This is a genomic window from Methylobacter tundripaludum SV96, assembly GCF_000190755.2.
In the GTDB taxonomy this organism is placed as follows: Bacteria; Pseudomonadota; Gammaproteobacteria; order Methylococcales; family Methylomonadaceae; genus Methylobacter_A; species Methylobacter_A tundripaludum.
This window is the reverse complement of record NZ_JH109152.1, coordinates 2,699,508-2,723,582: the sequence shown is the minus strand read 5'-3', so window position 1 is coordinate 2,723,582 and position 24,075 is coordinate 2,699,508. Positions and strand designations below refer to the sequence as shown.

At 48.8% G+C, this 24,075-nt stretch carries 24 protein-coding genes; 14 read left to right on the top strand and 10 right to left on the bottom strand.

Annotated features, from left to right (window positions below; genetic code table 11):
* Window positions 1-92 precede the first annotated feature (92 nt).
* The 9 genes from pilB to fdxA all read left to right on the top strand — a co-directional run bounded on the left by pilB (window position 93) and on the right by fdxA (window position 7,714).
* Window positions 93-1,805, top strand: coding sequence for a type IV-A pilus assembly ATPase PilB (pilB, locus tag METTU_RS12145; RefSeq protein ID WP_006891918.1), 1,713 nt, complete (start codon window positions 93-95; stop codon window positions 1,803-1,805).
* Window positions 1,806-1,807: 2 nt separating this feature from the next.
* Window positions 1,808-3,028: a type II secretion system F family protein gene (locus tag METTU_RS12140; protein WP_006891917.1), complete on the top strand. Its 1,221-nt coding sequence runs from the start codon at window positions 1,808-1,810 to the stop codon at window positions 3,026-3,028.
* 180 nt (window positions 3,029-3,208) lie between these two features.
* Window positions 3,209-4,096 (top strand): prepilin peptidase, encoded by an 888-nt coding sequence (locus METTU_RS12135; protein ID WP_367301497.1) that lies wholly within the window; start codon window positions 3,209-3,211, stop codon window positions 4,094-4,096.
* A gap of 4 nt (window positions 4,097-4,100) precedes the next feature.
* Window positions 4,101-4,703, top strand: a complete 603-nt coding sequence (gene coaE, locus METTU_RS12130; protein ID WP_006891915.1) for a dephospho-CoA kinase — start codon at window positions 4,101-4,103, stop codon at window positions 4,701-4,703.
* A gap of 7 nt (window positions 4,704-4,710) precedes the next feature.
* Complete coding sequence (gene zapD / locus METTU_RS12125) at window positions 4,711-5,481, top strand: cell division protein ZapD (protein WP_006891914.1); 771 nt, start codon at window positions 4,711-4,713, stop codon at window positions 5,479-5,481.
* Complete coding sequence (gene yacG / locus METTU_RS22485) at window positions 5,481-5,687, top strand: DNA gyrase inhibitor YacG (RefSeq protein ID WP_006891913.1); 207 nt, start codon at window positions 5,481-5,483, stop codon at window positions 5,685-5,687. The genes zapD and yacG overlap by 1 nt, the downstream gene beginning before the upstream one ends.
* A gap of 360 nt (window positions 5,688-6,047) precedes the next feature.
* Window positions 6,048-6,524 carry a CYTH domain-containing protein gene (locus METTU_RS12120; protein WP_006891912.1) on the top strand — a complete coding sequence of 159 codons (477 nt, stop codon included), beginning with the start codon at window positions 6,048-6,050 and terminating at the stop codon, window positions 6,522-6,524.
* Window positions 6,525-6,575: 51 nt separating this feature from the next.
* Complete coding sequence (locus METTU_RS12115) at window positions 6,576-7,262, top strand: tetratricopeptide repeat protein (RefSeq protein ID WP_006891911.1); 687 nt, start codon at window positions 6,576-6,578, stop codon at window positions 7,260-7,262.
* A 128-nt stretch (window positions 7,263-7,390) separates the two neighbouring features.
* Window positions 7,391-7,714: a ferredoxin FdxA gene (gene fdxA, locus METTU_RS12110; protein WP_006891910.1), complete on the top strand. Its 324-nt coding sequence runs from the start codon at window positions 7,391-7,393 to the stop codon at window positions 7,712-7,714.
* 147 nt (window positions 7,715-7,861) lie between these two features.
* Here fdxA and METTU_RS12105 read toward each other — a convergent pair whose 3' ends face one another.
* Together METTU_RS12105 and METTU_RS12100 are read right to left on the bottom strand one after the other, a co-directional pair.
* Window positions 7,862-8,149: a hypothetical protein gene (locus tag METTU_RS12105; RefSeq protein ID WP_006891909.1), complete on the bottom strand. Its 288-nt coding sequence runs from the start codon at window positions 8,147-8,149 to the stop codon at window positions 7,862-7,864.
* 111 nt (window positions 8,150-8,260) lie between these two features.
* The gene (locus tag METTU_RS12100; RefSeq protein WP_006891908.1) at window positions 8,261-8,575 is read right to left on the bottom strand and encodes a DUF3301 domain-containing protein; all 315 of its coding nucleotides are present in this window, start codon (window positions 8,573-8,575) and stop codon (window positions 8,261-8,263) included.
* A 170-nt stretch (window positions 8,576-8,745) separates the two neighbouring features.
* Here METTU_RS12100 and METTU_RS12095 point away from each other — a divergent pair, with 170 nt between their 5' ends.
* Together METTU_RS12095 and METTU_RS12090 are read left to right on the top strand one after the other, a co-directional pair.
* Complete coding sequence (locus tag METTU_RS12095; protein WP_006891907.1) at window positions 8,746-9,159, top strand: GFA family protein; 414 nt, start codon at window positions 8,746-8,748, stop codon at window positions 9,157-9,159.
* A 39-nt stretch (window positions 9,160-9,198) separates the two neighbouring features.
* Window positions 9,199-9,870, top strand: a complete 672-nt coding sequence (locus METTU_RS12090) for an alpha/beta hydrolase (protein WP_006891906.1) — start codon at window positions 9,199-9,201, stop codon at window positions 9,868-9,870.
* Between the two features lie 99 nt (window positions 9,871-9,969).
* On the opposite strand, the gene gltA is transcribed toward METTU_RS12090, so the two are convergent.
* The 4 genes from gltA to zwf form a co-directional block, all read right to left on the bottom strand.
* Window positions 9,970-11,268, bottom strand: a complete 1,299-nt coding sequence (gltA, locus tag METTU_RS12085) for a citrate synthase (RefSeq protein ID WP_006891901.1) — start codon at window positions 11,266-11,268, stop codon at window positions 9,970-9,972.
* A 212-nt stretch (window positions 11,269-11,480) separates the two neighbouring features.
* Complete coding sequence (locus METTU_RS12080) at window positions 11,481-12,131, bottom strand: bifunctional 4-hydroxy-2-oxoglutarate aldolase/2-dehydro-3-deoxy-phosphogluconate aldolase (protein ID WP_006891899.1); 651 nt, start codon at window positions 12,129-12,131, stop codon at window positions 11,481-11,483.
* 24 nt (window positions 12,132-12,155) lie between these two features.
* Entirely contained in the window at window positions 12,156-13,976 is a 1,821-nt protein-coding gene (gene edd, locus METTU_RS12075) for a phosphogluconate dehydratase (RefSeq protein ID WP_006891897.1), read from the bottom strand.
* Window positions 13,977-14,155: 179 nt separating this feature from the next.
* Window positions 14,156-15,643, bottom strand: coding sequence for a glucose-6-phosphate dehydrogenase (gene zwf / locus METTU_RS12070; RefSeq protein WP_006891896.1), 1,488 nt, complete (start codon window positions 15,641-15,643; stop codon window positions 14,156-14,158).
* Between the two features lie 439 nt (window positions 15,644-16,082).
* Here zwf and METTU_RS23665 point away from each other — a divergent pair, with 439 nt between their 5' ends.
* Together METTU_RS23665 and METTU_RS12065 are read left to right on the top strand one after the other, a co-directional pair.
* Complete coding sequence (locus tag METTU_RS23665; protein ID WP_006891894.1) at window positions 16,083-16,256, top strand: hypothetical protein; 174 nt, start codon at window positions 16,083-16,085, stop codon at window positions 16,254-16,256.
* 155 nt (window positions 16,257-16,411) lie between these two features.
* On the top strand, window positions 16,412-16,774 hold the full coding sequence (locus tag METTU_RS12065; RefSeq protein WP_006891891.1) for a hypothetical protein: 363 nt from the start codon (window positions 16,412-16,414) through the stop codon (window positions 16,772-16,774).
* A 151-nt stretch (window positions 16,775-16,925) separates the two neighbouring features.
* Here METTU_RS12065 and METTU_RS12060 read toward each other — a convergent pair whose 3' ends face one another.
* From METTU_RS12060 to hsdR, 4 genes are all read right to left on the bottom strand, one after another.
* Window positions 16,926-18,773, bottom strand: coding sequence for a restriction endonuclease subunit S (locus METTU_RS12060; protein ID WP_006891890.1), 1,848 nt, complete (start codon window positions 18,771-18,773; stop codon window positions 16,926-16,928).
* Window positions 18,770-19,312, bottom strand: a complete 543-nt coding sequence (locus METTU_RS12055; protein WP_006891889.1) for an endonuclease domain-containing protein — start codon at window positions 19,310-19,312, stop codon at window positions 18,770-18,772. Before METTU_RS12055 ends, METTU_RS12060 begins: the two co-directional genes overlap by 4 nt.
* 8 nt (window positions 19,313-19,320) lie before the next feature.
* Entirely contained in the window at window positions 19,321-21,105 is a 1,785-nt protein-coding gene (locus METTU_RS12050) for a type I restriction-modification system subunit M (protein WP_006891888.1), read from the bottom strand.
* Window positions 21,106-21,182: 77 nt separating this feature from the next.
* Window positions 21,183-23,534 carry an EcoAI/FtnUII family type I restriction enzme subunit R gene (gene hsdR, locus METTU_RS12045; RefSeq protein ID WP_006891887.1) on the bottom strand — a complete coding sequence of 784 codons (2,352 nt, stop codon included), beginning with the start codon at window positions 23,532-23,534 and terminating at the stop codon, window positions 21,183-21,185.
* A gap of 185 nt (window positions 23,535-23,719) precedes the next feature.
* Between hsdR and METTU_RS12040 the strand changes: the two genes are divergently transcribed.
* Window positions 23,720-24,010, top strand: a complete 291-nt coding sequence (locus METTU_RS12040; protein ID WP_040580534.1) for a DUF5710 domain-containing protein — start codon at window positions 23,720-23,722, stop codon at window positions 24,008-24,010.
* Window positions 24,011-24,075 lie beyond the last annotated feature (65 nt).

Here is a 24,075-nt window from a genome sequence, read left to right as displayed (position 1 = left end):
ATCCCTCCTTTAGCCCTTAGCCTTTCGCCTTGTACCCTCCCCCTTTTTCATCTATATTTGTCTAAACAACCGACAAAGCAATCATCATACCTATGACTACCGCATCAACAAATTTACAATTTAGTGGCCTTACACGGTGCTTGATTGAAAAAGGCTTGCTAACTGAGAGCGATGCGCAAATTCATAGTCAGGAAGCACAAAAAAACCAGATCCCGCTAATACGCTACCTTGTTACCAATAAGCTGATTAACAGTAAAGCTTTGGCACATCAAGCCTCGCAAGAATTCGGCGTCCCTTTTTTTGACCTGGATGCCATTGACTTCCGTAGGCTCCCTATCAATCTGGTCAGTGAAAAGCTGATCCGCAAATGCCATGCGCTGCCCCTGTTCGCCAGAGGCAAAACCCTATTCGTCGCCGTATCGGACCCGACCGACTTTCGCGCTCTGGATGACATCAAGTTTCACAGTCGCCTTAACCCCGAAGCCATTCTGGTTGAAGAAGACAAACTGATCAAAGCCATCGAAGCCTCCTTAGAGGCCGCCGATACCTCGATGACTGATATGCTTGATGAGGATCTTGATAATCTGGACATCACCGGAGGCGAAGAAGATACCGCTAAAGCCGATGTTAACTCGGATATTGATGATGCGCCGATTGTCCGTTACGTCAACAAGATACTATTGGACTCCATCAAACAGGGAGTATCCGATATACACATGGAACCTTACGAAAAAACTTTCCGCATCCGCTATCGATCGGACGGCATACTCCGCCAGGTTGCCTCCCCCCCTCCCAGCATCGCCAACAGACTTGTCTCCCGCCTTAAGGTCATGTCTAAAATGGATATTGCTGAGCGCCGGGTTCCACAGGACGGCCGTATCAAAATGACCTTGTCCAAGAATCGTGCAATTGATTTCCGGGTAAATACCTGCCCTACCCTATTCGGCGAAAAAGTCGTTTTGCGTATCTTGGATCCCACCAGCGCCCAGCTGGGTATCGAAAAACTGGGTTTTGAACCGGAACAACAACGGATTTTCCTTGAGGCTATCAATAAACCCTACGGCTTAGTGTTGGTAACAGGGCCAACGGGTAGCGGTAAAACGGTTACGCTCTATACGGGGTTGAATATCCTCAACACCATGGAGCGCAATATTTCCACCGCCGAAGACCCTGTCGAAATTACCGTGGAAGGCATCAATCAGGTCAATATGAATCCTAAAGCAGGCCTGACCTTCGCCAGCGCTTTACGCGCTTTTTTACGGCAGGATCCTGACATCATCATGGTCGGCGAAATTCGTGATTTGGAAACCGCCGAAATCGCCGTTAAAGCCGCGCAAACGGGGCATTTGGTGTTATCGACCTTACACACCAATGATGCGCCGCAAACTTTGAATCGCCTCATGCAAATGGGCATACCGCCCTTCAACATTGTTGCTGCGGTCAACTTGATTATGGCTCAACGTTTGGGTCGACGACTCTGTGAACACTGTAAAGTCCCCGCCAATTTTCCTGATAAAGTCCTCCTTGATGCAGGCTTTAAACAAGAAGAGTTGCGCGACCTTAAAATATTCAGCGCGGTGGGCTGCGAGCATTGCACCAATGGCTATAAAGGCCGGGTCGGCGTTTATCAAGTCCTGACGCTCACTGACAAAATGCGCTCACTGATATTAAACGGGGGTAATACCGATCAATTGGCGGAATGCGCCTTGGCGGAAGGCTTTAATGACTTGCGCAGATCAGGATTAAACAAAGTGCGCATGGGCATGACCAGTCTGGAAGAAATTGATCGAATCACCAAGGAATAAACATGGCAGAGCAAACTGAACAAATCGATTTCGTCTGGTCGGGAACCGATAAAAACAAAAAGAAAACCGGAGGAATAATCTCTGCAAAAACCGAAATTATTGCCAAAACCGAGTTGCGGCGGCAGGGCTATCGGGTTATTACATTCAAGAAAAAACCCAAGCCGCTATTCAGCGCAAAAGTCCAGGCTATCACGCCGGGCGATATAGCCATTTTTGCCAGACAATTAGCCACCATGCTAAAAGCGGGCGTGCCTTTGGTTCAGTCATTCGATATTGTCGGCAAAGGCCACGACAATGCCAGCATGGAGATTCTGCTGCTGGGCATCAAAGCCGACATTGAAGCCGGTGACACCTTAGCCGAAGCCCTTAACAAAAGGCCGCTGTATTTTGATGAATTATTTTGTAACTTGGTTGCCGCAGGCGAACAGGCGGGGGTATTAGAAACACTGCTGGATAAGATCGCCACCTACAAAGAAAAAACCGAGTCTATGAAGAAAAAGATCAAAAAGGCCCTGACCTATCCGATCGCCGTCATAGTCGTGGCTTTTGTCGTCACCACCATCCTGCTGATTTTCGTGGTACCGGTTTTTGCCGACATGTTCAAAAGCTTTGGCGCAGATTTGCCCGCCTTCACCAAAATGGTTGTTCATATGTCCGAATGGATGCAGGCATGGTGGTATATCGTTGTCGGTGTTGTTGTCGGCATCGTTTACACATTCGGTTATTTTAAAAAGCGATCCAGAGCATTTAATCATTTCCTGGATAAAACCCTGCTAAAACTGCCGATAGTCGGCCTCATTTTAAACAAGTCCGCTGTTGCGCGTTTTGCCAGAACCTTGGCAACCATGTCAGCAGCGGGGGTACCCTTGGTAGAGGCACTGGAGTCCGTTGCCGGCGCCTGCGGCAACATTATCTACACCGAAGCCGTTTTAAAAATGCGCGAAGAGGTGGCAACCGGACAAAGACTTCAATTCGCCATGCAGCAAGCAGGTCTTTGGCCGCATATGGTGGTACAAATGGTGGCCATCGGCGAAGAATCAGGTTCTATGGATTCTATGCTGTTGAAAGTTGCCGATTTTTTTGATGAAGAAGTCGACAATCTTGTTGATAATTTGAGCAGCTTAATGGAGCCAATTATTATGGTGATTTTGGGCACTTTAGTCGGCGGACTGGTTGTCGCCATGTATTTGCCTATATTTAAAATGGGTGCCGCGGTCGGCTAATTGCCTCACCTGCCAAGAAATGCAAATTAAACAGCATAACGGCCCATCCGTCTTGTTTTTAAATTGCTCCAGTAGAAGCGGCTATCAACCTCAGTCGATACAGCCTTAAGTTAAGCTACTCGCAAAAGCGCCCACCGTAGAACACTAACCCTCAAGAAAACACAGATGCAACAGCTTAGTATGCTTTTAAATATACCCACTCTCTTTTCGGTACTGGCCGGTGTTATTGGCCTGCTTGTCGGCAGTTTTCTCAATGTTGTTATCTATCGATTACCGATAATGATGCAACGAGGATGGCGTAAGGAGTGTTTGGACTATCTGCAAATCAGCCCGGAAACAGCACCAGCCGACGACGCCCTGAATGCAGGATCGGCAGAAGAACCCTTCAACCTGATTCTTCCCCTATCCCGCTGCCCCAGCTGCAACACGCCCATCAAGCCTTACCAGAACATTCCGGTCATCAGCTACCTTTTTTTAAGCGGCAAATGTGCAAAATGCGGCTGTCGCATTTCGATGCGTTATCCGATCATAGAAGCTTTCACGGCGCTAGCCTCAATCGTAGTGGCTTGGCATTTCGGCTATACGCCCCAGGCCGTTTTTGCCCTGATACTGACTTGGTCGTTGATTGCGTTAATTTTTATTGATGTCGACCACCAGTTATTACCCGACTCCATCACCCTCCCCTTACTTTGGCTGGGGATGTGCCTGAGCCTGTTTAATGTATATACCGATGCCCACGCCAGCATCATCGGCGCTGCTGCCGGCTATACGGCTCTTTGGGCGGTCTTTCACCTGTTTAAACTGGCAACCGGCAAAGAAGGCATGGGCTATGGCGATTTCAAATTATTGGCTTTATTCGGTGCCTGGCTGGGTTGGCAGTACTTGCCGATTATCATTTTATTATCATCACTGGTCGGCGCGGTTATTGGAGTGGGCATGATCATTTTTGTCAAACACGATCATAACGTCCCCATCCCCTTCGGCCCCTATTTAGCTGCCGCCGGATGGATCGCGTTGTTATGGGGAAATGACCTCAACCACCTCTATTTGACCACCGTAGGCCTGTAAGGTCATGCTGAAAGTCGGCCTCACCGGCGGCATAGGCTGCGGAAAATCGACTGTTGCCGAAATTTTCGCCGACTTGAATATCCCGGTGCTTGATGCCGACCAAATAGCCCATAGCCTGGTCGAAAAAGGCCAACCCGCACTGGCTCGAATACAGCAGGAATTTGGCACCTCCGTCCTGAACCCGGACGGTTCGCTGAACAGACGACATCTCAGGGAAATAGTTTTTTCCGACCTTAAGCAAAAACAGAAACTTGAATCGATACTCCATCCCTTAATCTATAAAACCTTACAAGCGGAACTTGAACCGCTGGTCGCTCCCTACTGCATTATAAGTATTCCATTATTATTCGAAACCGACATGATTCATCTTGTTGACCGGATACTGGTTATCGACTGCCCGGTTGAAACACAGATCGAACGCGTTAAAATCCGGGATAACCTGACTATTGAAAGAATACAATCCATAATCGACAATCAAGTATCGCGCGCATACAGAATAGCAAAAGCCGATGATTTGATTGATAACTCAACGACTGATTATAGACTTGCAGAACAGGTAAAAAAACTGCACAATTTATATCTTTCATTAAGCGCTTGCCGGGATTAACTTGTCTGTGAACACCACTATTACCTATGAATTTCCACTCAATGAACGCATCCGGGTTTTCATACGGTTAGAACAACTTTTCCAACAATTCAGCCATTTCTTAACGGGGGAGACGGTCGCCGATAAACGCGCCGCGATTAATGTGCTGCTCGACATCATGACAATTTTCAGACGCAATGACCTGAAATCGGAAATACTGAAAGAGCTGGATCGCCACGCCAATGTGCTGAATAAAATTGCCCATAACCAGAGCGTCGACACCCAAAAACTGGAAGAACTGCTTAACAAATTAAATGAAACCAGCAAAAAGCTTTATGCCACCAACGGAAAGATCGGTACCCGCGTCATGGAAAGCGATCTGTTCCAGAGCATAGCTCAACGCAGCTCCATCCCTGGCGGCACCTGCTCTTTTGATTTACCCGAATTCCATTATTGGCTGGAACAGGATGAAGCCATTCGATTAAAAGACCTGGAACACTGGAGCAAGCCCTTTGCCGACATTCGTACCGCAATTGACTTGATCCTTAATTTTATCCGTAATTGCAGCTCGCCTACCCAAGAGGTTGCTGAAGCAGGCTTCTTTCAATTTTTGCTGGACACCAACCAACCCCATCAACTGCTTAAAATAAGCCTGGATAAATCCATACACTGCTTTGCAGAAATCAGCGGCGGCAAACACCGCTGCACCATCCGGTTCATGGCGCCGTCGTCCGACAACAAACGTCCGACACAAAGCCCTGATGACATTCCTTTTTCCTTAACCTGCTGTCTTTTCTAATGTCGTCATCCAGCAAACCGCTCATTGTAAAATGCCCCAACTGCGGATGTTCTGTACCCTGGGTTCCTGAACAACAATCCAAACCCTTCTGCTCCGAACGTTGTAAATTGATTGACCTGGGAGAATGGGCAATGGAAGAAAAGAGGATTCCCGGACAATCAGTGTCATTGGAAGACGATAGCGAGGACGATACTTTTTTTCATTAACCGGGCTGCCCTACCTTATCCCGTGGAAACATCGCCACCGGCACGACAAGATACGCCCGACTGCAAATCCTATACTTCAAATGCCCCAGGTTGCCGGTCAAAACAAGACTGGCGTGACGGGGCTCATCTAAAAAATGCCCAATATTTAAGTTTGGCTTTGCAACGCTGTACGCCTCTGCCCCTTGAATATTCTTGCGTTACAAAGTAATTTTATAGTCCTCCTTCCTTCAATTGACATAGCAACACTAACACCCCGCTTGCTGCCAACGTTACCGCGGGAGAAACCTGAATACCTTTTCCATGCGCGTACACCAAAATACCAAACCTGCCCTATGGCAACCACTATAAGGAAATCTAATCATGGCTATAGAAATAGAACATAAATTTTTGCTCGCCAACGATGACTGGCGCAAGCACGTTAGCCACTCGGTAAAATATCGACAGGGCTATTTAAGCTCTCAGGCAACCAGCTCAATCAGGGTTCGGATCAGCGACGACCATGCCTGGTTGAACATCAAAACGGCTACTATCGGCACTCACCGGCATGAATACGAATACGAAATTCCGATGACTGATGCAAATGAGATATTAGATAATCTTTGCAGAAAACCATTAATCGAAAAAACCCGTCATTTCGTCACTGATGATGCCAATCTTTGGGAAATAGATGAGTTTGAAGGTGATAATCAGGATTTGATAGTCGCTGAAATTGAGCTGGACGAAACAGGACAATCTTTTTCAAAACCGCCCTGGTTAGGCTTGGAAGTCACCGGAGATTTGCGTTATTACAACAACAATCTCGCGATACATCCTTACTCGGAATGGCGCGAAGACTAAATATTTCATAGACATATTGAAATATTATGAGTTTTGTTCTATATTTTCCGCATGAAAAAATTAGTTTTTGTTGTTTTATTACTACTATCAACTCAATGTTTTGCGGAGAGCTTTAAAGACTCTTTAAAAAACATTGAAGCCGAATGGGCATCTGTTTACTACAGCATGCCCAAAAGCAAACAAGGGCCGGCTTATGTTCAACTGCTCGATAAGGCTGCGACCTTGGCCCGGCAATATCCGAATGCCGCCGAACCCATTTTCTGGCAGGCCGTGCTAAAGGCGACTTATGCCGAACAACAAGATGCTTTTTCTGCGCTTGGCGCCATCCATGAGGCCCGTGATTTACTAATCAAAGCCATCAAAATAAACCCGAAAACCATGGGCGGATCGGCTTATGTAACATTGGGTACGCTATATTACATGGTGCCCAAATGGCCTATCTCATTCGGCGATGACGACGCCGCCAAACAAATGCTGGAAGCCGCGCTGAAGATCAATCCTGACGGCATTGATGCCAACTATTTTTACGGCGAATTTTTGTTGCTACATAACAAACCCAACGAGGCGGCCCTTTATTTTGAAAGGGCAACCGCGGCTCCGGCCCGTACTGAACAACTTTATGCCGACAATCAACTTAAAACCGAAGCAAGACTCGCCTTAAAAAACGTTCAAAAACGAAAAATCAACGGCGAAAAAAGCATATTTTTGTCTGTATTTAATTCGGCAAGCGCAAAGTAAGCTTTATAGATTCACAATCGCATCAAACCCGGCTAAATGATGCCTTTAACAAACTTGGCATTCAATCGTGCAATTCTTTCTGCTAGAATAACGCCCTAAATTAAAAATCAACTTTCTTGGTAATAATTATGACTTTTGTAGTCACCGAAAACTGTATTAAATGCAAATTTACTGATTGTGTAGATGTATGCCCTGTAGATTGCTTTCATGAAGGCCCTAACTTTCTGGTTATTGATCCTGATGAATGTATTGATTGCACGTTATGCGAACCTGAATGCCCTGCCAACGCAATTTTTGCAGAAGATGAATTGCCGGAAGGACAAGAAGTTTTTATCGCATTAAATGCAGAACTAGCCAAACAATGGCCTGTTATTACGGATGTAAAGCCGGCTTTACCTGAGGCTGATGAGTGGAATGGTAAAGAAGGCAAGCTCGATCTGCTGGAAAGATAACGCCTTCGCGGTCAATTTCAGACGCAATGCCTTAAGTTAAGCTGTTTGAGAACTAACAGCTTAACCGGCACGCGGGCTAACAGGCGCTAAACGGCCGCCACTCTCCCACACGCCGATTAAGCGGGTCGCCCTCCTGTTTAATGATGACTACAAAACAGAAACGACCAAGGCAAAGACAAAGACGAAAATCACAAAAAGCGCAAACACGCCTTTTTTAGTCAGCCCCGCCCACATCAGCTTCAGTTCGGACAGCGCTTCCTGCTTAACATCATCCGAGTTTAGGATTTTTTTACATCGACCACGAAATGTCTGCATTTCCTCCCGCGCTTCCTGTTCGGCAATAATCTCGGCAATTTTTGAGTAGAAACTGCCGCATTCCGGACATTTCATATCGCGGTCATTACGCTCATGACCACATACTGAACATTTATTCATTTAATCCTCCACAAAAAACCATTTCTTCAGAATTCTTCGGCACACCGCTACTCCTGCCTAACCCCTTACCTACATCCGCATAGGCAATGCAGGTATTACATATAGCCCCATTCAACCGTCAAACCGGTATGGCTCCATCTGAATAGACTCGACCCGTCGTCCCAGCATAATGCAAATACCGTTATAACGTTCATTTCCGGTTGAAGAAAATTCAAACAAAAATATCCGTCGCACCCGCATTTTTCCTGCTGGATCTCTTTTTAACCGGATGCTGTTTAGGGCAACATACTCATCCAGCATCTGGACTTCCAGGTTCAAGCAATTCGCCCTGACTGCCTTAAGCGCAACCTCCTTCACCTGCTGCCCGTTAAACCAGTACAGGTATGCGCCCAGCAATAAAGCTATTAAAATAAGATCATCCAGCATTGTTTATGATTTGGTGTTGTTAAACAGAGTTTAGGTGTGTCCGTTCTATTGTACTAAGATTTGCCGACAAATCTTCTCGGCAATTGCTCCTGCATAACCCACAGGGATGTGGTAAATGCAAATTTTGCATGGAGAAAAAATACCTGCCCACGCAGTCGAAGGAGAACAACATGAAGCTTCCCATTACCGGCGGTTGCCTTTGCGGCGCAGTCAGATATGAAATCTCGGCCAAACCCATCGGCGGCTTCAACTGCCATTGCCGAACCTGTCAAAAAGCGATTGGAGCGCCTTATTTTGCAGGCATGTTCGTTCCAGCCTCAGCCCTCGCCATAACCGGAAACTATAAAGAATACGCAACCATTGCGGCAAGCGGCCACACGGTTTACCGCGCTTTTTGCCCCAAATGCGGAACCTCGCTGTTCGGCAGGAACAGCGCCTTTATCGACATAAGGCCGGTCGCCACCGCAACGCTTGATGATCCCGCCATTTTCCAGCCGCAAAAAGATATATGGGTGGCAGATGCCCAGCCATGGGACACTATGAACCCTGATTTACCAAAATTTGACGGCAACCCCTGGCATTAAGTTAAGCTACCTGCAATTTTTATTTATCCTGGAGAATTTATGAATTCCGAACAACTTAGCACCATCGAAATACAGCCTGAAGCAGCGCATAAATACTCTGTGATATGGTTGCATGGATTAGGCGCGGACGGTCATGATTTCGAAGGACTTGTTCCCGAACTGCATTTAAGCGCAGAAACAAATATCCATTTTATCTTCCCCAATGCGCCTGTCCAGCCCGTTACCGTCAATGGCGGAATGTCCATGCGCTCCTGGTACGATATTTTAGAGATGTCGCTGGAACGCAAAGTCGATGTTGACGGCATTTATCAATCAGCCGGTTTGATTGAACCACTGATCCAGCTGGAAATTGACAAGGGCATTCCATCGGAAAATATTTTATTGGCAGGGTTTTCTCAAGGGGGCGTCATTGCGCTTCATGCGGGCCTAAGGCACCCGCATAAACTGGCCGGAATCGTCGCACTGTCGACTTATTTACCAACCGTCGATCAACTGAAAACCGAGCGTTCAGCCGCCAATAATGGCACACCGATATTTATGGCTCACGGCATCATAGACCCCGTTGTAGCGGTTGAATCCGGCAAAGCCGCCTTTGATAAGCTTAAAGCAATGGACTACAACGTTGAGTGGCATGATTACCTGATGGAACATAGGCTTTGCGTTGAAGAAATCGAACATATTTCGGCGTTTATGAATGCAATTTTTATATGACGAACAGTCATGCTTGATAAATTCATTACTTGCAACCGCCCGGCAAAGACTGCCCTTACCGGGACTTGAGCCTTAATCAGCTCTGATCTTGCGGGCGATCTAACCCTTTTTAATATGCTGCGGTACATCGCGTCTTGTTATCCCGGTATAAAGCTGTCTTGGCCGCCCTATCTTTTGATCCGGATCCGCTATCATTTCATCCCAATTGGCAATCCAGCCCACGGTTCGCCCCATCGCGAACATGGCGGTAAACATGTTGCTGGGGATGCCTAATGCGTGCAACACGATGCCCGAATAATAATCGACGTTCGGGTAAAGTTTTTTCTCGATGAAATACTCATCCTCAAGAGCAATACGCTCCAGCTCCAGCGCCAATTTAAATATCTTGTCGTCATGCAGACCGAGCTCCGTCAGCACTTCATGACAGGTTTCGCGCATTAATTTGGCACGCGGATCATAATTTTTATAAACCCGATGGCCGAAGCCCATAAGCCTGAACGGATCGTTTTTATCCTTGGCCTTGTTTATATATTTATCAATATTCGAGACATCGCCAATCTCCTCAAGCATGTTGAGAACAGCTTCATTGGCACCGCCATGAGCGGCTCCCCAAAGACAGGCAATCCCGGCAGTAATGCAAGCATAAGGGTTGGCGCCACTGGAACCCGCTAAACGCACTGTCGACGTCGAGGCATTTTGCTCATGATCGGCATGCAGGATCAAAATCCGGTCCAGCGCTTTGACCAAGACAGGATTGGGCTCGAAGTCGTCACACGGCGTGCCAAGCATCATCCGCATAAAGTTTTCAACGTAACTCAGCTTGTTTTGCGGATACATAAACGGCAAGCCGGTACTGTATTTATGACACATCGCCACAATGGTCGGCACTTTGGCGATCAGGCGGATGGCGCTTATGTCACGATCTCTTTTAGATTTAATGTCCAGCGCGTCATGATAGAACGCTGACAACGCGCCAACGACAGCGACCATAATGGCCATCGGGTGGGCGTCTCGGCGAAAGCCTTTAAAAAAATTGGTCAGTTGGTCATGTACCATCGTATGCATGGTAATGGTACCTTCGAACTGCTGCATTTCATCAGTGTTGGGCAATTCGCCATTCAGCAACAGATAGCAAACCTCCAAAAAAGTACAATGTTCTGCAAGTTGCTCAATGGGGTAACCGCGATAAAGCAATATCCCTTTTTCACCATCGATATACGTTATCGATGAACTGCAACTGGCCGTGGAAGTAAATCCGGGATCATAGGTAAACATGCCGGTCTGTTGATACAGAGATTGGATGTCCACTACATCGGGACCCGTAGTTCCAGATAAAATAGGCAACTCGCATAAAGACTGAGTTTTCTCATTTAAGGTAACACTGCGCAATTTAGTCATGGTTTTTCTCAGTTTTGAAACAGGGTCTGTAGCGTCATCAAAAGGCCGGCTAAATTGCGAAGTTTTGCAGTTCGCCGGCCTTTTGAGTGTGATTAATCTTGACTGGTATTTTAAAAGAAATTTGCTTATAAAATAACAAGCTCCGGAAAATATCTTTCATTCATACAACTGCGCCATGCAGCCCTATAAATGATGACGTAGAAAATGCGCTATTAAACCGAAACCGCGCTATCTATGGCCTGTTTTGCCAATTCAGTCACTCTGGCCCAGTTTTTTGATTTTACCACATCCACAGGTGCCAGCCATGATCCGCCAACGCAGGCAACATTGCTTAACTGTAAATAACTGTTGTAATTTTGCGGAGAAATGCCGCCTGTCGGGCAAAAAGTTACGTTAGGGACAGGCCCTGCAATCGATTTTAACATTGGTATGCCGCCCGCCGCTTCGGCCGGGAAGAATTTGAAATGATCCAGCCCGTACTCCATGCCCAACATCAGCTCCGACAGCGTCGCTATGCCGGGTATCAATGCGATATTTCCCTCGTTGGCGGCTGCTAAAAGCCTCGGTGTCAATCCGGGACTAATGGCGAAAACAGCACCGGCATCTTCTGATGCTTTTAATTGCTCGGGCGTAGTAATAGTACCTGCACCGACAATGGCGTCTTCGACTTCCCGGCTGATAAGCCTGATCGCATCAAGCGCGATGGGCGTGCGTAGCGTAATTTCCAGTACCTTAATGCCGCCTGCGACCAAGGCCTTCGCCAGAGGAACGGCGTCTTCCAAATCCTGGATGACCATGACAGGCATCACCGGGCAAGTGTTTAAAATAATGTTAGGTTGAATTTTCCAGTTATTTTTAGTCATTGTTTTACCAAATTTTTATAGTTATTAATCGACGACAAACAGGTTGGAAGCGCCGGTTTCAGCAGAGGACGCCCCCAGACGGAAACCGCCGAACAATTCGCGGCCCATACCGAAATGGTGACCCTTGGCGCTGTTGGCGGCCGGAATGCGGGCATTAAATTCATCCGCGTCCACCAACACATTGACCTCGCCGGTTTGGGTGTTCAGGTGGATGATGTCGCCGGTGCGCACTTTCGTTAACGGACCGCCTTCTTCACACTCGGGGCACATGTGGATAGCGGAGGGAACTTTACCCGAAGCGCCGGACATCCGTCCATCCGTGACCAGCCCAACCTTGAAGCCTTTATCCTGTAACACGCCCAAAGACGGCGTCAATTTATGCAGTTCGGGCATACCGTTGGATTTCGGCCCCTGAAAGCGCAGCACCACAATAACATCTTTCTCCATTTCGCCGCGCCTGAAGGCCGCAACCACATCGTCCTGATCGTCAAACACCATCGCAGGCGCTTCAACGATCTGGTGTTTTTCCGCCACCGCGGAAACTTTGGACACCCCGCGTCCCAAATTGCCGTGCATCACATGCAAGCCGCCACCGGCCGCAAAAGGCTTGGCGACCGTGCTGATAACTTCCGCGTCCAAAGAGGCTTCCGGGCAAGGCTCCCAGACCAGTTTACCGTCAACCAGTTTGGGTTCCTGATGATAATTATTCATGCCGCGTTGGTCTGCTACGGTCAGAATATCTTCATGCAACAGGCCGTTCTTTAGCAGTTCGGCAATCAATACGCCCATGCCGCCTGCGGCTTGGAAGTGGTTGATGTCCGCTTGGCCGTTCGGATAAATACGGGTTAACAACGGCACCGCTCTGGACAGCTTATCAAAATCATCCCAATTGATAATGATGCCCGCGGCACGCGCAATAGCGACCAGATGGATCGTGTGGTTGGTGGAACCGCCCGTTGCCAATAAGCCGACAATGGCGTTCACAATCGCTTTTTCGTCGATCGCATGTCCAATCGGACGGAAATCATCGCCCAGCGCAGTAAATTTTAAAACCTGCCTGGCTGCGGCTTTGGTCAGTTCATCGCGTAACGGCGTATAAGGGTTGATGAACGAACTGCCCGGCAGATGCAGGCCCATGATCTCAACCATCATCTGGTTGCTGTTTGCGGTACCGTAGAACGTACAGGTACCCGCACTGTGATAGGACGCGGACTCGGACTCCAGCAGTTCTTTACGGCCGATTTTACCTTCGGCGTAAAGCTGGCGGATACGCACTTTTTCCTTGTTGGGCAGGCCGCTAGGCATGGGGCCTGCCGGTACGAACACGGCGGGCAAATGACCGAAACTCAACGCGCCGATCAGCAATCCCGGCACAATCTTGTCGCAGACGCCCAAGTACAGTGCGCCGTCAAACATGTTGTGGCTTAAACCGATGGCCGTGGCCATCGCAATCACATCACGGCTGAATAACGACAACTCCATGCCGGGCCGTCCTTGCGTGACGCCGTCGCACATCGCCGGTACGCCGCCGGCAAACTGGGCAACGCCCCCGGCTTCCTTAATGGCGGCCTTGATCAGAGCAGGCGCGTCTTTAAACGGTTCATGCGCCGACAGCATGTCATTATAAGAAGAGATAATGGCGATATTGGCTTTTTGATGTCCGGTTAAATCGCTTTTTTCCCCGGCTCCGCAAGCGGCGAAAGCATGAGCCAGATTGCCGCAAGCCAGCTCGGCACGATGCGGCTCTTTTTTAGCGGCCGCATTGATACGCGCCAGATAGGCAGTGCGCGTTTCGCGGCTGCGTTCAATAATTTCATTAGTTACGTTTTCTAATACAGGATGCATAATTGTTCCTTCTAGTTTGAGCGGTCAAGTTTTCGGCTTTTTCAATTCACCGTAGGGCACGCTGTGCGTACCTTTTGCGTTGACTTTTATGGTAATTTCTAAAGGTACGCACAGCGTACCCTGCCTAAAAAACCGAAAATCGACCGCTTAAAGTCTATCGACGGTTAATCAGGGCCAAGTTAAATTGATTTATCGGCTTCATCTTCCCAAGCCCTTTCGTCCCTGGCAATTAAATCATTAGCCGCCTCAGGACCCCAAGTCCCGGCCGGGTAGGGTTGCGGCGCGGCATTGGTATGCGCCCAGGCATCCTGTATCGAATCGATCCATGTCCAGGCTTGCTCGATTTCCTCGCGGCTCAGGAACAGAGTGGGATTACCGCGCATCGCTTCCAGCACCAATTTCTCATACCCGCCGAAAATCTTGCTGTTTTTAAAGGTGTCGGAAAAACTCAAATCCAGCTTGGTTTTTTGCAGCTTAATGTTTTCGTCAATGCCCGGAATTTTGTTGAGCATCTGAATTTCCACGCCTTCATTCGGCTGCAAATGAATGATCAGCTTGTTCGACGGCAGGTCCTCGAAGCTTTCCTTAAAAATATTATGCGGCAGTTGCTTGAAATTGACGACGATTTCAGTGCGCTTATATTTCATGCGTTTGCCGGTACGCAAGTAAAACGGCACACCGGCCCAGCGCCAGTTATCGATAGCCACTTTCACCGCGACAAAGCTTTCCGTCGTGCTTTCGGTATTGGCTCCGTCCTCTTCAAGATAGCCCGGCACCGGCTTGTCCTTGATCGCCCCCGCCGAGTACAGTCCGCGGACGGTTTTTTGTTCGACATTCTCTTTGGTGATCGGCCGTAGCGCGGCCAGGACTTTTATTTTTTCATTATGAATACTTTGCGCTTCCAGGTTGACCGGCGGCTCCATTGCCACAAACGTCAGAATCTGCAACAGGTGATTTTGCAGCATGTCGCGCAGCTGCCCGGTTTTGTCGAAATAATCCCAACGGCCTTCAATGCCGACTTCTTCAGCAACGGTAATCTGAATATGATCGATGGTATTGTGATCCCAGTTGGTGGTAAAAATGGAATTGGCAAAGCGCAACGCCAGCAAATTGAGCACCGTTTCCTTGCCCAGATAATGATCGATGCGGTACACCTGTTTCTCGCTGAACACCTCGGCAACGACATCGTTAATTTCTTGTGACGATTTAAGGTCGTGGCCTATCGGTTTTTCCATCACCATGCGCGATTCTTCATTCAAAACCCCGCACTTAGCCAGTCCCTGACAAATATTGGTGAATAAAAAAGGCGACACGGCAAAATAATTCACCATAACCCTGGATTGTCCGTTAATGACGGTATTCAACAGCTGGTATTGATCCATCTGCGTTAAATCTATTTTCAGGTAGGAAAACCGTGCCGAAAACCGCGCCCATATTTGTTCATCAACGACTTCATTCAAAAACTCTTGCAAACTGTTATGAATAATCCCGACAAACCCTGAATTATCGCCCTCGTGTTGATCTATACCGATGATACGGGTATCGGCTTCAATCAAATTGGCTTTTTCAAGTCGATACAAGGAAATGAGCAACTTGCGGCGGGATAAATCGCCCAAAGCGCCAAAGATAACCAGGTCACAAGGTTTAAATGTTGTTTTTTCGTTCATAGATGCGTTGTTGAATAAATAGTTATAGCCGACATCGGTCCGGCACAAATAGGCAGAAAACTTGCGCTTATTATCGCAGAATTTGCCTTAGGATGCAGTTCTGGATGCACCGCCTTAGCGCTGAGCTTGTTTTTTAAATTCAAAGACGGTGAAACTGTTTGACATATACCGCTTGTATCGAATCGATATTTAGTTGACAGCATTCTTGAGCTTCTTTTATAGTATTGATCCGCTACTATCACAAAAGAGAATATTTTACGCGTCACGCGCCTACCGACATGCACCACAACTTGGCAGACGAAATTGTTGATCGCTCAAAAATATCAAGGTGAAGTAGTTTATCAGGAGGAATCAATCCCGGCGTTGATGAAAGCCATGATTTTCATATCAAACCTTGCCGCATCCATTGATGATTTAAAAACAACAGAAGGTATAAAAAATGAACGAAGAAACACAAGTAAAAGACAAATTCTGGCTGTATGTCGGCTGCACAGTAATTACTTTATTGGTCGTCATCGGCATGGTCAAACAAAGCGAGAGCGAAAAATTTGCGCCTATCAAACAGCAAATGGAAGAGGAGACGGCCCAGATGAATATCCGTGTGTTGAACTGAACTTACCGGCCATTATTTTCATGACAAGGCGTTGTTTTTATTTAACCGCTACATCGGATTTTGATTAGCTCGCGCACTTGCCTATGGATAAGCCGCAGTTCTTGTCGACCTTAGCGTGACCATGCACCACTTAATATAATAATCAGGAGAGAACTATGAAACTTAATTTGATATGCCTTTGCGCGGCGTTAGCTTTGTTTTCCGGAACAGCGTCGGCGACAGAATATATTTATCGGGATCTTATGGCCAACACACTACCCTCGGCGGGCTGTGAAGTGGAATCCGAAGCCATTGCAACCGCGTCAAAGCCTTACAACATCACCCGATACAGCAAAACATTCTGTCAGTCGCAAGGTTACGGCTGGCATGTTGAGAAAGTGAAAGATGAAGGCAAAGCGGCCTGCACACCCTGCACCGGCGCTAATCAAGGTAAAAATCAGTGCCATATGGAAGATGTGGTTGTTACCTGCAAACGCATCAAACCCGGCTCGGTCGGCATGTTGCCTGGAAAAAGTTAATGGTGGTAGCGTGAGCAAGCGGATTGACCTTGCTCACGCGCATCCAGCCCCATTAGCCAGTTAATCATCCTCACTCGGAATTCTCCTCACAAATAACGCACCTTACAGCGTTGACCTTTCTAAAGTGACGCCAGGCTATTCAATTCGTTCGTTACGATATTGCCCGTTCAACCACCACATCCGCCAGTTTTTGCTGTAACTGATTGGCTTCGGTGATGCGGGTTTTTAGTTGGTCGCACAGTGCCATTAGTTCATCAACTTTGGCGACGATGCGGTGTTGTTCGGCAAGTGGTGGCAAAGGAATAACCATCTCATCCAAATCACCTAAGCGAAAGCTATTCTTAATGCCTCGCTGTGGCGCATTAAACTGCATGGCTGCCATTGGCGATCTCATGACCTCTGGAAAATACCTATTCCGACACTGGGAAACAAACCTCAAAAGGCATGTATGCTGGTTAATGTACGCATCACCAAAATCTTCTGGAATCCTGCCCAAGTTTCCCACGTCCCCCGTAATAGAGATTAAAAGATCATTTGCCTCTAATTTAGTGCGCGAACCCTCTCCGTCCTTAGGAGGATTTACGTGCCGCATATTTCCTAATCTGAGCTCGTAACTACCCCTAGAAAGATTCCCCATTGTGACAAACTTGGCGCCTTCATTAGATAAGTATTGCGCCCAATCTCGCGAACCTGAAGTTATCAATTCAGCAACTTCTGAAACTTTAATCCACTCCCATCCCTCCGGCAAACCAAACGGCTTTTCATCATCAGTTATCGGCGGAAGCTGTTTATCTTTCTTGATCTTGCCTTCGGCAATCAGCTTGGCTTTTTCAGTCTGTATGCGCTTGAGCAATTCACCGGCCGGTTCGTCGTTCGGGTCTTGTGGCACGAGCTTACCCATCACCGCCAGTTGCAGCAGGGTTTGCTTGAGGGCGTCGATACTGGTTTCGGTGGTGAACAGGATATCGAAATACGCGGCGATGCGCTGCCAGTTGGCGCTGAAATCATCGGCGTTTTGCGATTGCGTGAGTGTGCCGAGCAGATGGCTCACGAGTTTTTCGTGAGCTTCGGCGGCGTTGCTGTGCTGGGTTTCCAGTTGGTCGCACAGCGCCATCAGTTCATCGACTTTGGCGACGATGCGCTGCTGTTCTGCCATTGGTGGCAGCGGGATCATCAAAGCCGCAATTGATTCCGAATTAAGTGTGTTACCTTTAATTGCACTTTTGGAATTTCCAGCCATTGCGCGAGCAGGTAAAACCTTAAACAAAAAATCCTTAAAAACACTTTGATTGGGATATATTGAAATAATTGCTTCATTATGGAAAGCAGGCTTATCAAGTATAGAAATCTTGCCCAAGGTCAATTTGAAACTCATAAGAATTGTTCCTGCTGGTGCAGGATCACTCCTAAATACTTCAGATACAGCTTTATCTGTTATCTGCTTGTTTGTTTCAAAAACGCTGTCATCATGGTTCAGATCCGCAATGCTAACCCAATTAAAACCATCGCCAGAATTTGTCCAATAAACACTACTTTTTGTAGACGGAGTTTTCCCAACCTTGTAATCACTTACATCAGGCAAATGCACCCACTCCCAACCTTTCGGTAACTCAAACGGTTTTTCTTCCACAGAAATCCCCCCCGGCCCCCCTTTTACAAAGGGGGGAGAGTTTGAGTTTGATGTCGCTGCTATTGGGGTTGATCCCCCCCTTTGTAAAAGGGGGGTTAGGGGGGATTTTCTCTTGATCTTGCCTTCGGCAATCAACTTAGCTTTTTCAGCCTGTATGCGTTTGAGCAATTCACTGGCCGGTTCGTCATTAGCATCTTGCGGCACCAGCTTGCCGCGCACGGCAAGTTCCAGAATCAGCTCGCGCAGTTTCTTGATGCCATAGACGCTGGCGGCATTATTTGAGCTACGGCCACGGCCTGACTTTTTCGCGGTGTCGGCGGCTGTCCAGATGTCGATGTGATCGGTCAGTAACGTCTGAATGGTGCTCATACGGAATTGCCCTTTTTTGAAAATCCCCCCTGCCCCCCTTTTTCAAAGGGGGGTGATGTTTGTGATGTTTGTGGTGTTGTTTGTGTCTGTACTGCCGTGGAATCCAGCCCTTTGTCAAATCCAGATGTTGATGTTGACGCTATTACTCCCCCCTTTGCAAAAGGGGGGGGGATTTGGATTTTGATTTGCTTTTCAACTACATTAAAAACAACACTCATCACTGCGTCCAATTCTGTCAATACCTGACGGTTATCAAACCGCAACACCATTATGCCCATTGACTCCAGCGCCCGATCTCTTTCTGCATCACGAGCTTGGTGATCCGGTTCGAAATGCTGCGAACCATCGAGTTCAATGACGAGATTGGCTGCTGCGCAATAAAAATCGACGATGTAGTTAGCCAAAGGTTTTTGGCGATAAAACTGCAAGCCCAATATTTGCTTGCGGCGCAATTTTGACCAAAGCAACTGTTCGGCATCGGTCATGCCGCTACGCAAGTTACGGGAAAATGGTTTTAGGACTGGATTGTACGGTTTCATAATCCCCCCTAGCCCCCCTTTTTCAAAGGGGGGGACTTTTTTTTCCCCACTTGTGAAGGAATGAGCTTTTGAGATGTCTCATTCCCCTCCTTTTGTGAAAGAGCAGGCCTTTGAGATAACTCATTCTCCTCCTTTTGTAAAAGAGCAAACTTTTGAGACACCTCATTCCCCTCCTTTTGTAAAAGAGCAGCCTTTTGAGACACCTCATTCCCCTCCTTTTGTGAAAGAGCAGCCTTTTGAGATACCTCATTCCCCTCCTTTTGTAAAAGAGCAGACTTTTGAGACACCTCATTCTCCCCCCTTTGTAAAAGGGGGGCCGGGGGGGATTTAGGGGATTTCAAAGCTTCATCCAAAATATCTTTCAGCTGCCCGCGTAGCGCGGCGATGTCATTCTGCATAGTGTTATATTGCGCCAGCAGCAGCTCGGGATCGTGAATTTCCTGTTCGCCGATATGCGGATTTTTGCTATCGAGGTTGTAGTTGCGCGCCTTGATGTCATCAATGCCGACCTTCCACGCGTATTGGTTTTCGACGCGCTGTTTGAAGCCGTCGGTTTCCTTGCCCCACCAGGCCGCCTCCGCATCAAACTCTGCAATCTTCATCGGCTTGGTTTTGTTGTAGTTTTTTACGCCGGGCGGGTACGGGTGCTCGTAAAACCAGATGTGCCGGGTCGGCGTGCCTTTGCTGAAAAACAGCAGGTTGGTTTTGATGCCGGTATACGGCGCAAACACGCCGTTGGGTAGGCGCACGATGGTGTGCAGGTTGCATTCTTCCAGCAGTTTTTCCTTGATGCGGGTTTTGATGCCTTCGCCGAACAGGAAACCATCCGGCAAAACCAGCGCGGCGCGGCCACCGGCTTTGAGCATCTGCATAATCAGTACCAGAAACAGGTCAGCCGTTTCACGGGTGCGGAATGTTGCCGGAAAGTTGGTTTCTATACCGTCTTCTTCCATGCCGCCGAACGGCGGGTTGGTGACGACTACATCGACACGCTCTTTCGGCCCCCAACTGATCAGCGGACGCGCCAGGGTGTTGTCGTGGCGGATATTGCTGGGCACATCGATGCCGTGCAGGATCATGTTGGTGGTGCAGAGCAAATGCGGCATCGGCTTTTTCTCGATACCGAAAATGCTCGCTTGCAACCGCGCTTCATCATCTACCGTTAAGACGTCCTGCTTACGGATATGTTCTATCGAGCAGGACAGGAAGCCGCCGGTGCCGCAGGCCGGGTCCAGCACTTTTTCACCGAGGCGCGGGTTGACCATACGCACCATGAATTCGGTCACGGCACGCGGCGTGTAAAATTCGCCCGCATTGCCTGCCGACTGCAAATCGCGCAGCAGTTGCTCGTACATATCGCCGAACAAGTGGCGCTCTTGCGCCTTGTTGAAATCGACGCCTTCCTGAATCTTGTTGATCACCTGCCGAATCAACTGGCCGGATTTCATGTAGTTGTAGGCATCTTCAAACACCGAGCGGATCACATAGGCACGCTGGTCGCCGCCTTTGGCTTCCAGTTGCTGCAAGGCGGGAAACAGGTCATTGTCGAGAAATTGTTTGAGCGCATCGCCGGTCATGCCTTCTGCATTGGCTGCCCAGTTGCGCCAGCGGTATTGCTCCGGCAACGGCGATTGGTAATTGTCTTGCAAAATCTCCCATTCGCTTTCGCGGTCGTCAAAGATTTTCAAAAATAACATCCAGACCAGCTGGCTCAAGCGTTGGGCGTCGCCATCGACACCGACGTCTTTGCGCATGATGTCCTGGATAGATTTGATGGTGGAGGAAATGCTCATTGGTTTGATTATATTGGTTTGATTATTTATCGGTAAGAGTTTATTCCCCCCCTTTGAAAAAGGGGGGCAGGGGGGATTTATGCGTAAAGGTTTTCTTCCAACTCATACAGTGCTGCCATATAGGCTGGCTTGCCGCCAAAAGCTGACACCAACTCACTGGCCGTGCCCATATTTTTGAATGGGTCCAGCGTGAGAATTTTAATGTCTTCGATATTTTCTATGCCGGTGTCGGCGTATTTTTCCAGCAGGGTTTCGAGCACTTTGCGCGCCTGCTCGCCGTATTTGGCGAAATAGTTGCGCTTTTTTACCTGGTCGGCACGCTCGCGGCGGGTTAGAGGCGGTTGGTCAAAGGCAACGTGGCAGATTAGGTCGAAGGCGTCGAAGTCTTTGCCCACTTCGTCGGCCAGCGGTTCCAGCAACAGGCCGTGTTCTTGCAGCTCTTGCAGGATGGCAGCCTTGCGTTCGGCTTTGCTCCAACGGCGCAAGAATTCGTCGAGTGAGGAATAATCCTTTCGCACCGTTTGACGGGTGTAATCCTTGAGTGATTCGGTAATCAGTTTGCCTTCCGGCCCGTAATACTGGACGCGCTCGGCAACGACATACACGGTCACATCGCCGAGTATGTATTTCATGCGTTTGGAAAATCCCCCCTCAATCCCCCCTTTTTCAAAGGGGGGAGGCTGGCTGTTGCTTTCATTGGGGATGATTTCGGGCTCATCGTCTGGCGGTACGGGCGACTCCCCGCCTTCCGGCACATAAATCATCACCGGTTCGCCATCAAAGTCCTTGTCGGCAAACAGCTCGGTCGCCTTTTTGAAATCCATGATGGTGAACCAGAATTTGTCGTAATCCTCGTTGATGCGTGTGCCGCGCCCGATGATTTGCTTAAATTCGGTCATCGACTTGATGTGCTGATCCAGGACCACCAGCTTGCAGGTTTGTGCATCTACGCCTGTCGTCATCAGTTTGGAGGTGGTGGCGATCACCGGATAACGCTCTTCGGGGTTGATGAAGTTATCCAGCTCGGCCTTGCCTTCGAGTTCATCGCCGGTTATGCGCATTATGTATTTGCGGCTTTCCTTGACCCGCTCGGGGTTCAGGTTGACCAAGGCCTGGCGCATGCGCTCGGCGTGGTCGATGTCATCGCAGAACACGATGGTTTTGGCGTAAGGATCTGTCGCCACCAGAAATTCGGTGATTTTCCTGGCGACCAGCTCGGTGCGCTTTTCCAGCACCAGAGTACGATCCATATCGATCTGGTTGTAAACGCGGTCTTCAATCAACTGGCCGGTTTTGTCGGTCTGGCCTTTGCTGGGCCGCCAGCCTTGCACGTCTTTGTCGATGTCGATGCGCACCACTTTGTACGGCGCAAGAAAGCCGTCTTCGATGCCTTGCTTCAGCGTGTAGCTGTAAACCGGGTCGCCAAAGTAATAGATGCTGGAAACGTTCTTGGTTTCTTTCGGCGTGGCGGTTAAGCCCACATGCGTGGCCGAGGAAAAATAGGCCAGAATATCGCGCCATGCGGAATCTTCCGCTGCGCTGCCGCGATGGCATTCGTCGATCACAATCAGGTCGAAAAAATCCGGCGAGAACTGCTTGTAAATGTTCCGCTCTTCTTCGCTGCCGGTGACGGCCTGATATAAGGACAGGTAAATCTCGTAGCTCTTGTCGATCTGGCGCTTGCTGATCTTGGTCATCGCCGCGCCAAACGGTTTGAAATCGTTGTTTTTGGTTTGATCGACCAGAATGTTGCGGTCGGCCAGAAACAGGATGCGTTTTTTGGTGCCCGACTTCCATAATCGCCATATGATCTGGAATGCGGTGTAGGTCTTGCCGGTGCCGGTCGCCATGACCAGCAGGATGCGCTGCTGGGCTTTCGCCACCGCCTCCACCGTGTTATTGATGGCGTTGGCTTGGTAATAACGCGGGGCACGGCCTGTGCCGTCATCGTAGTACGGCATTTCTACGGTATGGCGTGCTTCTAACGTTTCCAGTCCCTTCCACTGGCAATAGCGCCGCCACAACTGTGCGGGCGACGGGAAGTCGCCCAGCGCCAGCTCCTGCTCGATCTTGTCGGCCAGCCCGGTGCGGTCATGCATCAGGAAAGCGTCGCCATTGGAGCTGAACACAAACGGCACACTCAGGGTTTCCGCATAATTCAGCGCCTGCTGCATACCGGCACCTACGCTATGGCCGTTTTCCTTGGCTTCGATTACTGCCAGCGGGATATTCGACTTGTAATACAGTATATAATCGGCACGCTTTTGCTCGCCACGGGTATGCAGCTTGCCGCGTACGATGATTCGTCCTTTAGTGAAGCTCACTTCCTCCCGGATCTGGCTATGCAGATCCCACCCCGCGCCAGTGATGGCCGGGGTGATGTACTTGGTACAGATGTCGCGTTCGGAGAGACTTTTCTTGTCGGCCATAGGGCGGGAATGTCCTTGTGTGCATTGGGTTGTAAAGCGGCGTTCCAGTGTGCCGCTTTCAGGTGCATTGTTTTTTGGTAAAAATCGGACGCTGGGGGCGACCTTAATTATCCGATTCCGTTACGTTGGCAATGCCTTATAATACAGCAATTCACCCCATCAAGCCCGCCCCCCTCTATTACAAAATGGCAGAATCGAAAACTTATCTGAATGTACCTTTTGCCCAAAAGGATGAGGCGAAAGCGCTCGGCGCGAGATGGGACGCAGTCCCAAAAAAATGGTTTGTCCCGGCAGATAAGGACATTGCGCTGTTTGCCCGATGGCAAGCTGAATCCGGTGCTGTGCAATCGTCTGGATTGAAGACTTCACCCGCAAAAACCGGTTCTTCATCCAGGAAGCCCGCCGCCGGTGTCAAAACCCATGCAACGGTTAAAGATTTTGTGGCCTATAACGGCGATACGCCGCCTTGGGATTAATGTTGGCTCCTTCAAGTAGGGCGTGCCATGCGCGCCTTAATTCCCGGAGAGGCGCGCATGGCACG

Coding starts and splice junctions, on each gene's coding strand:
- hsdR (WP_006891887.1), bottom strand. CDS start 23,534: ATGGCCGACAAGAAAAGTCTCTCCGAACGCGACATCTGTACCAAGTAC.
- METTU_RS12060 (WP_006891890.1), bottom strand. CDS start 18,773: ATGAGCACCATTCAGACGTTACTGACCGATCACATCGACATCTGGACA.
- METTU_RS12080 (WP_006891899.1), bottom strand. CDS start 12,131: ATGACTAAAAATAACTGGAAAATTCAACCTAACATTATTTTAAACACT.
- METTU_RS12065 (WP_006891891.1), top strand. CDS start 16,412: ATGAAACTTAATTTGATATGCCTTTGCGCGGCGTTAGCTTTGTTTTCC.
- gltA (WP_006891901.1), bottom strand. CDS start 11,268: ATGACTAAATTGCGCAGTGTTACCTTAAATGAGAAAACTCAGTCTTTA.
- coaE (WP_006891915.1), top strand. CDS start 4,101: ATGCTGAAAGTCGGCCTCACCGGCGGCATAGGCTGCGGAAAATCGACT.
- METTU_RS12105 (WP_006891909.1), bottom strand. CDS start 8,149: ATGAATAAATGTTCAGTATGTGGTCATGAGCGTAATGACCGCGATATG.
- METTU_RS12090 (WP_006891906.1), top strand. CDS start 9,199: ATGAATTCCGAACAACTTAGCACCATCGAAATACAGCCTGAAGCAGCG.
- METTU_RS12135 (WP_367301497.1), top strand. CDS start 3,209: ATGCTTTTAAATATACCCACTCTCTTTTCGGTACTGGCCGGTGTTATT.
- METTU_RS12115 (WP_006891911.1), top strand. CDS start 6,576: ATGAAAAAATTAGTTTTTGTTGTTTTATTACTACTATCAACTCAATGT.
- METTU_RS12095 (WP_006891907.1), top strand. CDS start 8,746: ATGAAGCTTCCCATTACCGGCGGTTGCCTTTGCGGCGCAGTCAGATAT.
- METTU_RS23665 (WP_006891894.1), top strand. CDS start 16,083: ATGAACGAAGAAACACAAGTAAAAGACAAATTCTGGCTGTATGTCGGC.
- METTU_RS12140 (WP_006891917.1), top strand. CDS start 1,808: ATGGCAGAGCAAACTGAACAAATCGATTTCGTCTGGTCGGGAACCGAT.
- METTU_RS12040 (WP_040580534.1), top strand. CDS start 23,720: ATGGCAGAATCGAAAACTTATCTGAATGTACCTTTTGCCCAAAAGGAT.
- pilB (WP_006891918.1), top strand. CDS start 93: ATGACTACCGCATCAACAAATTTACAATTTAGTGGCCTTACACGGTGC.
- METTU_RS12055 (WP_006891889.1), bottom strand. CDS start 19,312: ATGAAACCGTACAATCCAGTCCTAAAACCATTTTCCCGTAACTTGCGT.
- yacG (WP_006891913.1), top strand. CDS start 5,481: ATGTCGTCATCCAGCAAACCGCTCATTGTAAAATGCCCCAACTGCGGA.
- zwf (WP_006891896.1), bottom strand. CDS start 15,643: ATGAACGAAAAAACAACATTTAAACCTTGTGACCTGGTTATCTTTGGC.
- METTU_RS12120 (WP_006891912.1), top strand. CDS start 6,048: ATGGCTATAGAAATAGAACATAAATTTTTGCTCGCCAACGATGACTGG.
- fdxA (WP_006891910.1), top strand. CDS start 7,391: ATGACTTTTGTAGTCACCGAAAACTGTATTAAATGCAAATTTACTGAT.
- edd (WP_006891897.1), bottom strand. CDS start 13,976: ATGCATCCTGTATTAGAAAACGTAACTAATGAAATTATTGAACGCAGC.
- METTU_RS12050 (WP_006891888.1), bottom strand. CDS start 21,105: ATGAGCATTTCCTCCACCATCAAATCTATCCAGGACATCATGCGCAAA.
- METTU_RS12100 (WP_006891908.1), bottom strand. CDS start 8,575: ATGCTGGATGATCTTATTTTAATAGCTTTATTGCTGGGCGCATACCTG.